We start from the raw sequence: 13,637 nt of genomic DNA on the forward strand, positions 1-13,637 counted from the left end.
GTCAGGCCTCCAGCGCCGAGCGGAGGTCCCACAGGGTGCGCCAGGTGGCGGCGCCCTGTTCGGCTCGGCGGCGGACCGGGCCGTCCCAGTAGCCGAGCAGCCGGGCCGCGTCCGCCGGGTCGTCCTTGCGGACGACGCCGAGGAGTTGACCGGGGAGGCGGCCGAGGAGGTCGCCGCCGTCGGGCAGGTAGGCGGCGGTGACGCCGAGCGCGGTGGCGACGGAGACGGCTTCCGCGGTGCTCATCACGGTGGACGGGCGCTCGACCTCCCAGCCCTCGGTGGAGCGGCCGGTGCGCAGGTCGCGGAAGGCGGTGACCAGGGCCTCCAGGACGGCGTCGTCGACGGCGTAGCCGGCGCCGGCCCGGGCGACGGCGGTGGTGGACTGGCGGCGGACCAGTTCGACCTCGGCGGCGAGGCTGCCGATCGGGCCGACCGTCTCGAAGTTGAACCGCCGCTTGAGGGCGGCGGACATCTCGCTGACGCCCTTGTCCCGCAGGTTGGCGGTGGCGATCAGGGTGAAGCCGGCGGCGGCGTGCAGCTGCCCGTCCGGGGTGCCGGCCAACTCGGGGACGGCGACGCGCCGTTCGGAGAGCAGGGAGACCAGGGCGTCCTGCACCTCGGGCAGGCAGCGGGTCACCTCCTCGACCCGGGCGACGGCTCCGGTGGTCATCGCGGTGAGCACCGGGGAGGGGACGAGGGCTTCGCGGCTGGGGCCCTTGGCGAGCAGCAGGGCGTAGTTCCAGCCGTACTTGAGCTGGTCCTCGGTGGTACCGGCGGTGCCCTGGACGGTGAGCGCGCTGGTGCCGCAGACGGCGGCGGCGAGCAGTTCGGAGAGCATCGACTTGGCGGTGCCGGGCTCGCCGACGAGCAGCAGGCCGCGCTCCCCGGCGAGGGTGACGACGCAGCGCTCGACCAGGGCGCGCTCGCCGACGAACTTGGGCTCGATCACCAGGCCGCGGCGCCCGGCCTTGAGCTTCTCGCCGCCGCTGCCCATGACGAAGGTGACGACGGCGCGCGGGGTGAGCCGCCAGCCGGGCGGGCGCGGGCCGCTGTCGTGGGCGGCCAGGAACTCCAGTTCGGCGGCGTGCTTCTCCTCGGGCGGGACGATCTGCCGTTCCGGGGTCGCGATGGTCTCGGTGGGGGTCATCGGCGGGCCTTCCTGCGCTTGCTGGTCTGGAGCTCTTCGTAGCCGGGGGCGTCGCCGTCGACGGTGCGCCGCCACGCGAGGGCGAACAGCTCGGGGACGGGCAGGTGCGGCAGCACCGGCTGGTGGGTGGGCAGTTCGTACAGGGCGGTCTTCCAGGTCTCCACCGGCAGGGCGGGGGCCTTGGCCTCCTGCCAGCCGCCGGGCAGGAAGAGGCTGCGGCCGGCCCGGGCCCGCTTGGCCTCCAACACCAGTCCGGAGGCCGCGAGTTCGGCGCGGGCGCGCTTGAGCCGGGCGGGCTTCCAGCCCGTCCAGCGAGCGGTGTTGCGGTCGGTCGGGTCGGGCAGGGCGAGCAGTTGGACGTGGAGCGCGGCCGCGTCCTCGCCGAGGCCGTGGGTGCGGGCCACCTCGGCGACCAGCTCGGGGGCGGACAGCTGCGGGTTCTGCAGCCAGGCCGGGCCGTCGCCGGTGGCCGTCACCGCGTCGGCGGAGGCGGCCAGGCGCTCCGGTTCACCACTCAGCACGGACTTGACGGCGGCCAGCTCGGGGGCGAACCAGTAGTCGTCGGCCAACCCGAGGAGCACGTCGAGCAGCGGATCGTCCGGACCGGTGAACCCGGCCGGGCGCAGCCAGACCTGTTCGAACTCGGCGTGGTTCGGGGTGAGGACGAGCGCGGGGCCGCAGCGGACCAGTCCGTCCGGGTCCGCCCCGCCCTCGGCGGGAAGTCCGCAGTGGCTGCGCAGGACGGCGGCCACCGAAGCGCCCTTGGCGGTGCGGACCAGATCGAAGCCGAGCAGCAGTTCGGGGTCGGCGAGCCGCGCGCGCAGCCCGGCGGCGGCCTCGGGCAGCCGGGCTCGCAGCGGGCTGTCGGCGGGCAGGTGGTAGGCGAGCCAGCGCAGGGCGCGGATGGTGGTGCCCAGTGCGCCGGAGTGGGGGACGGCGGAGGCGTCCTCGGGGACCAGTCGGGGGGTGCCCTGCCCGTCACTGGTGAGCCGGAAGGTGGTGGTGCCGGTCAGCCAAGGGGTGTGGCCGGGGTTGAGCACCGCCTCGATGGCGGTGATGGGCAGGCCCTGGACGGTGGCCTGAGCCTCCTCGGGGAGGGTGACGAGCCGTCCGAAGCGGCGGATCCAGGCCTCGGCCCCGGCGGCGAGGTCGGGGCCCTCGGTCCACAGCCGCTTCGGGTCGTCGGCGGGCAGCAGGGCGGCCCAGACGGCGGCGATGCCGAGGTGGTCGTGTCCGCGCAGCCAGTGCTGGGCGGCCTTGACCTCGGCGGGCTTGAGTCCGTACTCGGCGGGCAGCGGGGCGTTGCCCCACTGCAGGAGGCCGGGCGGCGGGCTGAGCAGCAGGGTGGCGCGGGCGGTGCCGATGCCGGTGAGGTCGGCGAAGGCGGCGGCCCGGGCCTGGTCCCAGGGGACGGCCCGGCGCAGGGCGGCGACCCGCCAGAACTTGGCGATCCAGGCGGCGCTGACCCGCTCCTCGGTGCCGCGCTCCCGGACGGTGGTGAAGTGGGCGACCGGGCCGAACTCGCCGCTCGGGTCGTGGTCGACGGCGAGCCAGTGCACCGTGCCGTCGGTGTACTGGCGCTGGTAGCCGAGGATGACCACGGTGCGCTCGCCCCGGCGCAGCACCTCGCCCTGGCGGTGGGTGGCCGGCCGACCGGTCTTGGTGGCGTCGGTCCGTTCGGCGAGGACGATCTCGCGCAGGGTGGCGCCGCGGTCGGCGAGCGGACCCTTGGTGAGCTCGCCGAGCAGCAGCACCAGGGAGGAGCGGTGGGCCGGTTCGGTGAGCGGCGCGGCGACGGCGTGGGCCAGGACGTCCAGTCGGCCGAGCAGGTGCAGCCAGCCGTGGTTGGCGTCGCCGCCCTGCACATTGATGGTCGTCGGGGTGCTCCAGCCTTCGCCGCTCGCGGCGGGCGGGTCGGCGAGGACGGCGCTGACGGCGCGCAGGTTGTTGAGCGTCCAGCAGCGGTCGGAGGCACCCCAGCCGCTGCCGAAGCCGCCGATTCCGGGCAGCACGGCGCCGACGGCCGCGCGCAGTTCGTGGTCGCGGCCGTGCTCGGGCCGCCACTCGGCGGCCTCGGCCTTGGCGGGCCGTTCGGCGTCGGGCTGCGGGAGGAACCGGGCGGTCCGGTCGAGCAGGTCGGCGGCGAACCGGGCGAGGCCGGCGACGCCGGCCAGCAGCCGCGGGTGGGTGATGCCGGGCAGGGCGGCGCCGACCGCTTCGACCGGCAGGCTGTTGCGGGCCTCGCCGCGCTGGGCGAGCGGGCGCCGGACGCCCTGGACGGTCAGCCAGCGCTGTTCGTCCTCGGGGACGGGTTCGGTGTCGACGGGCCAGGCGAGGTCGATCAGCCGGGCGGCCTGCTCGGTGGTCAGGGCGCGCAGCACCCGGGAGCCGGCCTCGTCGCGGGGCCGCAGCGCGTGCCAGTGGTCGTAGGGCGGGACCAGCGCCGTACCGGCGGCGGCGAGTTCACCCGCTCGACAGGAGCGCAGGTCGGCGGTGCGGTCGGAGCGTTCGGCGAGGTCGGGCAGGCCGAGCTCGAGGAACTCGCGGGTGCGGCTGACCACCGGGCCCTGCGCGCCGGGCAGCGCGAGTCGGCCGACCGGGAGGACGTGGGTGTCGTTGCGGTCGTTCAGCGGCAGCGCGATCCGCTGTCCGTCGGCGGTGAAGGTGGTGACGGCGCGGCCGGGGTCGCGGCGGACCCAGCTGCCGAGCACGGTGCCGTCGGTGCCGAGCGGGGTGCCCTCCAGGCCGGGCTGCAGCGGCAGCAGACCGGTGCTGCCGAGGACGAGCGGGCCCGCCCCGGCGGTGGCGGCGATCACGGGCGGTTCGGCGGTGCGGCCCAGGGTGCCGGTGGCCGGGTCGAGTTCGCGCAGGACGGGGCCGCCGCCCGGGGCGTGGCGCAGCGTCCAGTAGCCGGTGCCGTCGCCGAGGACGGGGTGTTCCTCGGGCAGCCGGGTGTCGCCGGGGTGGAGCGGGCGGGTGCCGGTGGTGCGGCCGCCGCCGGGCAGCGGGAGGGAGGCGACCTCCGGGTGGCGGTCGCCGTAGTGGTAGCCGGCGATCCTCGGGCCCTCCAGCTCGAAGGTCCGGTCCGGCCGGCTGGACCAGTACGCCTGCTGCTTCCCGTCCTCGTACCAGATGACGAGGAGTTCGCCGTCGACGAAGCGCAGCCGGGGCCGGTTCCGGTGCTGGGCCGGCTTGGGCAGCCGCAGGGTGTGCTCCAGCACGGTGCCCTGCGGGCCGACCACGATGGCCCGGTCGCGGCGGGCGAGGATCAGGTACGGCCAGGCGTCCTCGACGATCAGGTCGTTCAGGCCCCAGGCGCGGTGGCCGGGGGCGGTGTCCGGGAGGGCGTCGGGCGCGGGCGGGTCGGCGAGCCGGCCGAGCGCCTCCTCCAGGGCGGGCCAGCCGAGTTCGTCCAGGATGCCGGCGCCGAGGGCGCGGGTGAGCAGCCCGGTGACGTCGAGCGCGGCGATCTTCTCGGCGGCGGCCGGGGCGACCGTGCGGATGGCGGTGCGGAACTGGGTCAGTGAGCGGACCAGGTCGTCGGCGCCGGCCAGGCCGCGGACGGCGGCGAGTTCGTCGGCGCGCTCCTCGGCCCACTCCGTGAACAGCTCCTCCAGCAGCGGCAGGACGGCCGCCTGGTGCTGGACGGCCGGGTCCCAGGCGGACGGGGCGGCGCGGCGCAGCAGCGGCCGGAAGCGCTCGTCTGCGGCGACGGCGCTGAGGGCGGCGGCGTCGGGGCCGCTCTGCCCGACCCACTCGCGCAGGTCGAAGCCCAGGTCGGCCGGTGGGTCGGCGACCGGGACGCCGGCGGCCAGCAGGAGGTTCAGCAGGTCGAGTCGGGTGTGGCTGGCGCGGATGCCGGTGAAGAGGTCGACCGCGACGGCGTCGGCACGCAGCCGCTCGACCATCCGCCCGGCCAGGGCGAGGGTGGCCGGGCAGCTGGGGCGGCTGCGCCAGCCGCGGCCGAGGTGGTGGCACCAGCGCTGGAGCCAGGCGGCGGCGGGCTCGGCGCCCTCGGCGCGGGCGCCGGTGAGCAGTTCCTCCGCGCCGGTCTCGGCGAGGACGGCCAGCCACGCGGTGTCGTGCTGGGCGGAGTCGGTGCCGGCGGCGGCCGGGTCGGGCAGCAGCTCCAGCAGGCGGGTGCGGACCGCGGCCTCGCGCCGGCCCAGGTCGACCAGTGCGCCGTGCCAGGACTTCCAGAACGCGGCGGGCGCCCGGGTGACCGCCGGGGAGTCCAGCAGCTCGGCCAGCAGCGCCCGTTCGTGCTCGGCGCGGTCCAGCCCGGCGGCCCTGATCAGCGCGCGGGCGTCCTCGGCGACGCCGGCGTACGGGGCCATGCTGGCGGCGGAGCGCTCGGTGCACAGCTGGCGGAAGCGCTGCCAGGCGGTCAGCGGGTCGAGCCGCTGGGCGAGCTCCTTGACGTACTGGCGCAGGGACTTGACGGTGAGCGCGCCGGCCAGGGCGAACTCCAGGAAGACGGCGCGCAGCCGCTCCTCGTCCACCGCCAGGTTGTGGGTGCGCTCGGCCTCACGGGCCTTGCCGAACCAGGCGGCGGCGTACGTCCGGTTGTCGTGTGCGAGGAAGATCCGACCGACCTCCTCGCAGAAGGTGGGCAGGAAGTGCGGCACGGCGCGGCCGAGCCGGGTGGCGAGCGCCTCGAAGCCGTCCTTGGCGGCGCCGGGCTTGGACCGGGCCTGGCGGGCCAGCCGCTCCAACTCCTTGACCAGGGCGAGCGCGTGGTGTCCGTTGGCGGGGTCGTGGACCAGCGCCCAGGCCGGGAAGCCGAGCGCCTCCTGGCGGACCTGGCCGACCTCGACGGGCTCGCCCGTGGGGGTGAGGCCGAGGAACTCCAGGGCGAGGTCCTCGGCCTGGCCGAGCGCACCGGGGACCAGCCGGACGATCCGGCGGCCGTCCAGGGCGGGGTGGGCGTAGCCGCGGGCGGTCAGCACGTCGGCGGCGCTGTCGGGGCGACCGGCGCCGGGCAGCGTGCCGGGCGGGAGGACGGCGCCGGCGTCGAGCAGCGCCTCGGGCGTCGCGGCGCCCTGGTTCGGGACGGTGGTGGTCATGCGGGCTCCTCGCCTTCGATCGTGCGGCCCGCGTACAGGGCGGCGGCCATCCTCATGCCCTCGGACCAGGCGACCGGTCCGACCTCGGCGAGCGGCAGGGCCCGGCCGTCGGGGCCGGCCCAGCTCAGCGCGCCCGTCTCGCAGGCGTCGTACTCGTAGTAGTCGCCGACCCACACCCGGGCCTCGACGGTGCGGCCGCCCTCGGTGATCGGCTGCACCGCGGAGCCGCCGCGGACCCGGCAGCCGAGCCGGGTGCAGCGCCCGACCAGCTCGCGCAGTTCGCGGTAGCGGCCGCCGGCGTAGGTGGAGACCTCGGTGCCGGCCGAGGGCTCCTCGGGCCGGTGCCAGACCTCGCGGTAGAGCTGCTGGACGCGCTGGGAGACGCCGAGTTCGACGGCGAACTCGCGCAGGTCGTCGAGGTCCGGCAGCAGCACCGGGTGGGGTATCAGCACCTCGCCGTCGGTGAGGCGGACGGTGTCGCCGTCCAGGTCGACCAGGCCGAGGCCGCGCTCGGCGTCGGCGTCGCGCAGGAAGCCGGCGACGGCGCCGTCCGGGCCGGTGACCACGACGTCCCGCAGGACCGCCCGCCAGGCGTCGTCCGCCCAGACGGCGGCGAGCACGGCGGCGGGCACCGGCAGCGAGCGCACCATCCACCGCTCGACGTCCTCCTGGCAGCGCCGCTCGTGCGCGGCGAGCCATTCGGCGAGCTGCTTGAGCTGGGTGACCACCGGGTCGTCACCGAGCTTCGACGGCACGGACTTGAGCGCGCGCCCCGCAGCGTTGCGGCACACCACCCTGCCCTCGTCGTCGAGCGCGACGCGGTACCCTCCCGCGCCCGTCTCCACCCATGCCACGGCCGTACTCCTCCCACCGGGGAACGTCGTTCTGATCGCCTGCTGACCAGCGATGCGAGGAACGTAGCGAGGGGTACTGACAACGCGACGGGCGGGGGGAGGTTCGCGGTGGGCAGCAGAGTTGAAACCACTCGAACGAGTGAGCGAAGAAAGGATGAGGCAGACGCGGCCCGGGCCGACAGTCACCTACATGGACGATTTCGGTCGATTCGCACACCCCCGAGCCGCCGGGCGCCTAACGTCGGGAGCCCACACCGGATGACCTTGGGGGGTCAGCCATGAACGCGTCCTCGTCCGCCACGCCGCCACCGATGTCGTGGCAGTACTGCGGCGACCAGATCAAGTTGTGGTGGGCGCGCGCCGGCGTCAGCCGCGAGGATCTGGCGGCACAAGCCGGGTACAGCTACGAGAGCCTGCGATCGATGGAGGCGGGACGGCGGAAGCCCTCGCTGCACCTGTTGCGGGTGGCGGACGAAATGTGCGGCGCGAAGGGGATCCTGATGGCGGGAGCGGACTACCTGAAGCCGGAGAAATATCCGTCGTCCGCCGAGGACTACATGATGTATGAAGCCGAGGCCGTAGCACTCAACTGGTACGAGAACCACTTCTTTCCGGGCCTGTTGCAGACCGAGGAGACCGTAAGAACGCTCCTCGACTCCCACTGGCCACCACTCGATGACGAGACCGTCGAGACGCGAGTCGCTGCTAGATTGGAACGCCAGGAAATGCTGAAGGTTCAGACCAGAGCCTTCGACTTTCTGATCGAAGAAGGCGTCCTACGACGGCCCCTCACAACTATCGAAGCCCACCACCGACAACTGCGCCACGTTCTGACTGTCAGCGGGGCGCGCCACATCACGGTTCAAGTGGTTCCATCCCGAGGAATTCACCCTGGTCTGAACGGGCAGTTCATCCTTCTGGAAACAGCCGAGCACCAGCGGCTCGCGTATGAGGAGGGCCAGGCGTTGGGCATGCTCCACGCAGACCCTGCCAGGGTAAGCATCCTCAGTCATCGCCATGAAATGATCCTCCGGCAGGCACTCGATCCCGAGGCCTCGACCAAGTTGATCAGCGAGTTGCTGGAGGAGCTATGAACGATGCGCTGACCTGGTTCAAGTCCAGCTACAGCAACACCGAGGGCGGTGCCTGTGTCGAGATCGCCCTCACCTCGAGCACCGTCCGCGTCCGCGACTCCAAGGACAGGACTGGCCCCCAACTCGCCTTCACCGCCCAGGCCTGGGCGGACTTCCTCGCCTTCACTCAGAACGAATCGCCCCACGCGGGCTGAGGCCACCGCGCAGGAGACACCCTGGAGCGCGCCTCCCCGACGAGTAGGCGCACCGTCAGCTGTCGGGCAGCGGCATAACGCACGCCGCCGACGAGCTGCGGGAACAGGTAGCCGATCTGCCGGACGGGGCGCGGCCGCCCAGCGCCGCCGCATCCGGCCTGGAGGTCAGTCCCGATAGGGGACGAGGCGCGACAGGTCCAGGTCGAAGTCGAACGGTTCGGGGATGTGGATCGACTCACCGAACTCCCGCTCGGTCCTCGTGTGGTAGCGGTCGTGGTTCGGCTCCGAGAACAGGGTCACCGACTTCTGCCGTGGGTCAATGATCAGGTAGAGCGGGAAGCCCATGCGGGGGTAGTCGCGGACCTTTCCCGACCAGTCGTTATCGGGGTTGGACGGCGACACGACCTCGACTGCGATCAACGCAAGCTCGGCAGGGATGTTGTGTCCTGCCAGGTCGATCACGTCCTCGGGTAGGTAGGTGAGGTCCGGGTTGCGAACGGCGCCGACCCCAGGCGACGAGAGGTCGCTGTTTCCACTCGTGAAGTAGCCGACCGGGCAGTGCACGTCGAACTGGCGCTGCACGATCGAAAGGTTCAACTGGTGGATCGAGGAGGGCGACGCCTGCATGACGATGACGTCGCCGGACAGCTCGACCTTGAAGCCGTCCGGGAGGCTGCGCCGTGCCTCTTCGAGAAGGCGGTAGTGCTCAGGATCCATGCGGTCTCCTCCAGTGCTCCTGCCACAAGTACGAGAGTAGCGGCAGATCAGCAGGTCATCCCGATGGCCCGAATGGACATCCGACTGGAATGCCGGCCGCCATGAACAGGGATCAACTTGGTCGGCTCATCGGCTCGGGCTTCGGGCTCGTCCTCATCGAGGCGAACGCGGGCACGCTGCCCACGGGAGCGGCCGTCCCGCTTCGGGTGGTCGGGGTGGGCCGCGTTCCTCGGACTGGTGCTGCTCGGACGGCGCCGTCCGCAGGTGGCCGCGTCCGGGGGTGAGCCCGGTATGTCGTTGACGAGGGCGAGGAACTCGCCGTCTCCTCCCGAACCCACGCAGGCCGCCCACTCCAACTGTGGGGCGGGCGGCCTCGGATCCCCCCTCAGGTCCGCCTGACGGGACTCACGCCAGCAAGCTCGCGCTGCCCTCGGCAACGTAGATCCGGTCGAAGCCGTCGTACCCCGGCCCGTCCAGGTGCTCGGCCCGGCGCAGGCCGGCCCGTAGGGCGACGCGTTGGGAGGGCAGGTTCTCGGGGCGGATGCGGGCGATCAGCGGCAGCTCGGGGACGTGTGCGGCGGACCAGGAGACGACGGCGGTGGCGGCCTCGCCGGCGAAGCCGTGGCCCCAGGCGGCGGGGGCGAAGCGGTAGAAGAGGTTGAGCACCGGGCGGCCCACGAGTTCCATCGGTTGGACGCCACAGAAGCCCAGTACCGGGGAGGCGCCGCGCGATCGGACCGTCCAGTAGCCGAAGCCGTGGGCCTGCCACAGGGCGTCCCAGCGGCCGTACCGTTCCTCGGCCTCCGCCCGGGTGGTGAGGGCGTCCGAGGGATTGTGGCGGCAGGCGGCCGGGTCTCGGTGGATGGCGAGGACCGCGTCGATGTCGCCCTCGGTCGGGCGGCGCAACGACAAGCGACGGGTGATCAGTTCCTCATGTCCGCTCATCCGGTGATGATACGGATGGCGTCAGTGCGAAGCCGGAGCCGCCGGGGGCGGGGTGAGGCCGGCGCAGCCGCGCAGGCCGTCGCGGCGTTTGAGGGCGGCGTCGGCGGCGGCGCCGGTGACGGGTTGGGGGATGCCCTTGTCGTCGATGGTGGCCGGGGCGAAGGCCTCGCCGGTGACCTTGCCGTCGGCGGCGAGGGTGAGGGTGGTGACGCCGGTCTCGTTGGAGAAGGCGTAGTCGGAGGTGCCGTACCAGAGGAAGTTGCCGAAGCCGTACCCCACGTAGGTGTTGCCGAGCATGCCCGAGCCGACCATGGTGTGGGCGTGGGTGCCGACCACCGCGGAGGCCCCGACGGCGGCGAGCTTCTTGGCGATGGCGGTCTGCGCGCCGGTCGGGCAGGCCTTGCCCTCCTCGCCCCAGTGCAGGTAGACGAGCACCACCGGGGCCTCCTTCTTCGCCGCCTGCACCGCCGAGACCAGCACGGGGACGTCCAGCGCCGAGGCGATGCCGGGCTTGTTGGCGCCGGCCCGCCACTTCTGGTTGGTGATGTCCTCGACCTGGCTGGCGGCGACCACCGCGACCTTCACCCCGCGCACGGTCGTCAGGTACGGGGCGTACGCCTCCTTGGCGTTGTGCCCGACGCCGATCACCGGGATGGGCGAGGAGTCCTTGGCGGCCAGGGTGTCGGCGAGTCCGTCGGCACCGAAGTCGACGGCGTGGTTGTTGGCCATCGAGACGACGTCCACGCCGGAGTCCTTGAGCACGGACAGCGCCTGGGGCGCGGTGCGGAAGGTGTACGTCTTCGGCTCCGGCGCGCCGCGCCCGGTGATCGCGGTCTCCAGGTTGAGCACGGACAGGTCGGCGTCGGCGAGGGTGCGGGAGATCGGGCCGAGCGCCGTCTCGGGCGGCTGGACGGACAGCCGGGGCTGGGTGCGGCCCTCGAAGTGGACGTCCCCGGCGAAGGCGACCGTGATGGTGCCGTCCGGGCGGGGCGCGCCGCCCTTGGTGGGGGCCGGGGCCGGGCCGGTGCCGGAGGCTGCGGCGGAGGGGGGTGCGGCGGCGGAGGCCGCCGGCGCGGCGGCGGTCGGGGCGGGGGCGGGCTTCGGGTCGGCCGGCCCGCAGGCGGCGACGGCGGTCAGCCCGACGAACACGGCGACGGCGGCCGCGGCACGGCGCATGAGTGGTTCCCCCCGGAGTCGATGCAAGAGCGGTCAGCCTACGCCACCGAATCGCCACCACTTGAGCCCGCACCCACGACATTCCGGACACGAAAGGGCACAGCAGCCGTTCCGCAGCCGTCGTTCCCTCGCTCACGTGCGACCGGGCCCGCCCGTCCCAATCCCCCGCCCCCACCCGGCCACGGTGTCCCTGGCGCGCCGCCCGGGCGGCGCGCAGCGTGGAGAGGAGGCGCAGCTGGGCGGTCACGCCTGGGCGCCGGAGGAGGTACGTGATGGCCAGCAACCAACCCGCCCCCGGCCTGGAGCGCCGGATCGTGGTCGGGATCGACGGATCGGAGCCGTCGAAGGCGGCGTTGCGCTGGGCGGTCGGCCAGGCGGTCCTCACCGGGGCCACCGTGCACGCGGTCGCGGCCTGGGAGTACCCCTCGCTGTACGGCTGGTTCGCGCCGATGGTGGACGAGGGCTTCGAACAGGCCGCCCGCCGCACCCTGACCGCCGAGGTCAACGAGGTCATCGGGCCGCAGCGTCCGGTGGAGGTCCGGGAGAGCCTGGTGCTCGGGCACGCCGCCGAGGTGCTGCTGGAGGCGGCCGAGGGCGCCGACCTGCTGGTGCTGGGCAGCCGCGGCCGGGGCACCTTCGCCCGGACGCTGCTCGGCTCGGTGTCCACCCGCTGCGCGGTGCACGGGGTCTGCCCGGTGGTGATCGTCCGGTCCGAGGGGACGGCCTCCGCCCCGCCGCCCTTGGCCACCGAGGCCGGGGAGCAGGCCCCGGGGGCCGTCCGCACCAAGGACTGGCAGATCAGCCTGCACGTGGTCGAGGACCGGGACACCACCCGGGTGCACGCCGTGCTGGACGCCGACGGCAACGTCCTGCACAGCGACGCCCTGGCCCGCCGCAACCCCCGTGACACCCCGGCCCCGGCGGTCGGCGACGACTTCGCGGTCGGCCGCGCACTGGTCGACCTCGGCCACCAGCTGCTGCGCGCCGGCGTCCACGACGCCACCGGCCCGGAGGAGGAGTGAACGGCTGGAGTGAGCACGAGGAGTGAGCGCAGGCCGGGCGCGGTAGGAGATGCTGAACCGCGACGCCCGCTCACCCGAACCACGCCCCCTCATCCCCCGCCGGAGCCACACCCGCCGATGAACGCACCCGCCCCGGGCCCCGACGCGACCGCCAACGCGACCGCCGAAGCGAGCGCCGCCGCGACCGCCGCCCCCGACTTCACCCCCGCCGAGCGCGCCCGCGGCCGCGCGCTGCGCCGCGCCCAGCTGCCGTGGGCGCTCGGCGGCCGCCTGGCGGGCCTGGCCCTGACCCTGGTGCTCGGCCTCACCCCGGCCGGTGCCGCGCTGGTGACGGCGACCGGCCGCTGGTTCGGCGGCTCCCGGTCGGCCGAGGTGCTGGCCGGCGCGGCGGCCCTGGTGCTGCTCGGCCAGGCGCTGCAGCTGCCCTTCGGTGCCGGGGTGCGCACCGTCCGGGCACGGTACGGGTTGGTGACCCAGGGCTGGGCCGGCTGGGCGATGGACGCCGTGCGGTCGCTCGCGCTCACCCTGCTGCTGGTCCTCCCGCTGGTGCTGGGCCTGTTCGCGCTGACCGCCTGGTCGCCGCGGCACTGGTGGTTCCTGGCGGCGGGCGCGGCGGCGCTGTTGACGGCCGCCCTGTCCTTCCTCCACCCGCTGCTGATCGAGCCGGTGTTCAACCGCTTCACCCCGATGCCCGCGGGCGAGCTGCGCACCGCGCTGCTGGCGCTGGCCGAGCGGGACGGCGTCCGGGTCCGGGACGTCCTGGTGGCGGACGCCTCCCGGCGGACCACCGCGCTGAACGCGTACGTCTCCGGGCTGGGCGCGACCCGCCGGATCGTCGCGTACGACACGCTGCTGTCGACCGCCGAGCCGCGCGAGGTGGAGCTGGTGGTGGCGCACGAGCTGGGGCACGTCAAGCACCGGGACCTGCCGATCGGCACCGCGCTCGGGGCGGTGGGCGCCGCCGTGGCGGTGGCGTTGCTGGGCCTGCTGACCGACTGGCACCCGCTGCTGTCGGCCGCCGGGGCGGACGACGCGGCCGATCCCCGGGCGCTGCCGCTGCTGGCCGCGCTCGCGGCGCTGATCGGTGCCCTGTCGGGCCCGGCGCAGTGCGCGGTGAGCCGCCGGATCGAGGCCAGGGCGGACCGCCACGCGCTCGAACTGACCGGGGACGTCGAGCAGTTCGCGGCGATGCAGCGCAGACTGGCCGTGGTGAACGTCTCGGATGTCGACCCGCCCTGGGTGCTTGAGCTACTGTTCGCCACTCATCCGAGTGCGACCCGCCGGATCGCGGCCGCCCGCGCCTGGCAGGCCGGACGGGAACGGAGGGCGAGCACCCCGGCCGGTGGGTCGGCGACGCCGCCGCGTACTACTCCCGGCAAATCCGTTGTATAGTGCAACAAATTTCCTGCAGCAAGCCTCAGC

At 74.0% G+C, this 13,637-nt stretch carries 10 protein-coding genes; 4 read left to right on the forward strand and 6 right to left on the reverse strand.

The window, feature by feature from the left end; genetic code table 11:
- Position 1: 1 nt before the first annotated feature.
- From O1G21_RS09390 to O1G21_RS09400, 3 genes are read right to left on the reverse strand one after another with little or no spacing between them, the layout of a single operon-like run.
- Positions 2-1,147 (reverse strand): ATP-binding protein, encoded by a 1,146-nt coding sequence (locus O1G21_RS09390; RefSeq protein WP_270142438.1) that lies wholly within the window; start codon positions 1,145-1,147, stop codon positions 2-4.
- Positions 1,144-6,213 carry a hypothetical protein gene (locus tag O1G21_RS09395; protein WP_270142440.1) on the reverse strand — a complete coding sequence of 1,690 codons (5,070 nt, stop codon included), beginning with the start codon at positions 6,211-6,213 and terminating at the stop codon, positions 1,144-1,146. The genes O1G21_RS09390 and O1G21_RS09395 overlap by 4 nt, the downstream gene beginning before the upstream one ends.
- Positions 6,210-7,067, reverse strand: coding sequence for a DUF4132 domain-containing protein (locus O1G21_RS09400; RefSeq protein WP_405000615.1), 858 nt, complete (start codon positions 7,065-7,067; stop codon positions 6,210-6,212). Before O1G21_RS09400 ends, O1G21_RS09395 begins: the two co-directional genes overlap by 4 nt.
- Positions 7,068-7,345: 278 nt before the next feature.
- Between O1G21_RS09400 and O1G21_RS09405 the strand changes: the two genes are divergently transcribed.
- Both O1G21_RS09405 and O1G21_RS09410 read left to right on the forward strand, forming a co-directional pair.
- Positions 7,346-8,161 (forward strand): helix-turn-helix domain-containing protein, encoded by an 816-nt coding sequence (locus tag O1G21_RS09405; RefSeq protein ID WP_270142442.1) that lies wholly within the window; start codon positions 7,346-7,348, stop codon positions 8,159-8,161.
- Positions 8,158-8,355 (forward strand): DUF397 domain-containing protein, encoded by a 198-nt coding sequence (locus O1G21_RS09410; protein WP_270142444.1) that lies wholly within the window; start codon positions 8,158-8,160, stop codon positions 8,353-8,355. The genes O1G21_RS09405 and O1G21_RS09410 overlap by 4 nt, the downstream gene beginning before the upstream one ends.
- Positions 8,356-8,520: 165 nt before the next feature.
- Here O1G21_RS09410 and O1G21_RS09415 read toward each other — a convergent pair whose 3' ends face one another.
- The 3 genes from O1G21_RS09415 to O1G21_RS09425 form a co-directional block, all read right to left on the reverse strand.
- A complete protein-coding gene (locus O1G21_RS09415) occupies positions 8,521-9,072 on the reverse strand; it encodes a Uma2 family endonuclease (RefSeq protein WP_270142446.1) in 552 nt (183 codons plus the stop codon).
- 405 nt (positions 9,073-9,477) lie between these two features.
- Complete coding sequence (locus tag O1G21_RS09420; RefSeq protein ID WP_270142448.1) at positions 9,478-10,017, reverse strand: GNAT family N-acetyltransferase; 540 nt, start codon at positions 10,015-10,017, stop codon at positions 9,478-9,480.
- A 21-nt stretch (positions 10,018-10,038) separates the two neighbouring features.
- Positions 10,039-11,193 (reverse strand): CapA family protein, encoded by a 1,155-nt coding sequence (locus O1G21_RS09425; protein WP_270142450.1) that lies wholly within the window; start codon positions 11,191-11,193, stop codon positions 10,039-10,041.
- 272 nt (positions 11,194-11,465) lie between these two features.
- Between O1G21_RS09425 and O1G21_RS41355 the strand changes: the two genes are divergently transcribed.
- Complete coding sequence (locus O1G21_RS41355) at positions 11,466-12,215, forward strand: universal stress protein (protein WP_333493442.1); 750 nt, start codon at positions 11,466-11,468, stop codon at positions 12,213-12,215.
- A 117-nt stretch (positions 12,216-12,332) separates the two neighbouring features.
- Entirely contained in the window at positions 12,333-13,607 is a 1,275-nt protein-coding gene (locus O1G21_RS09440) for a M48 family metalloprotease (protein WP_270142452.1), read from the forward strand.
- Positions 13,608-13,637 lie beyond the last annotated feature (30 nt).

Source organism: Kitasatospora cathayae, from assembly GCF_027627435.1.
In the GTDB taxonomy this organism is placed as follows: Bacteria; Actinomycetota; Actinomycetes; order Streptomycetales; family Streptomycetaceae; genus Kitasatospora; species Kitasatospora cathayae.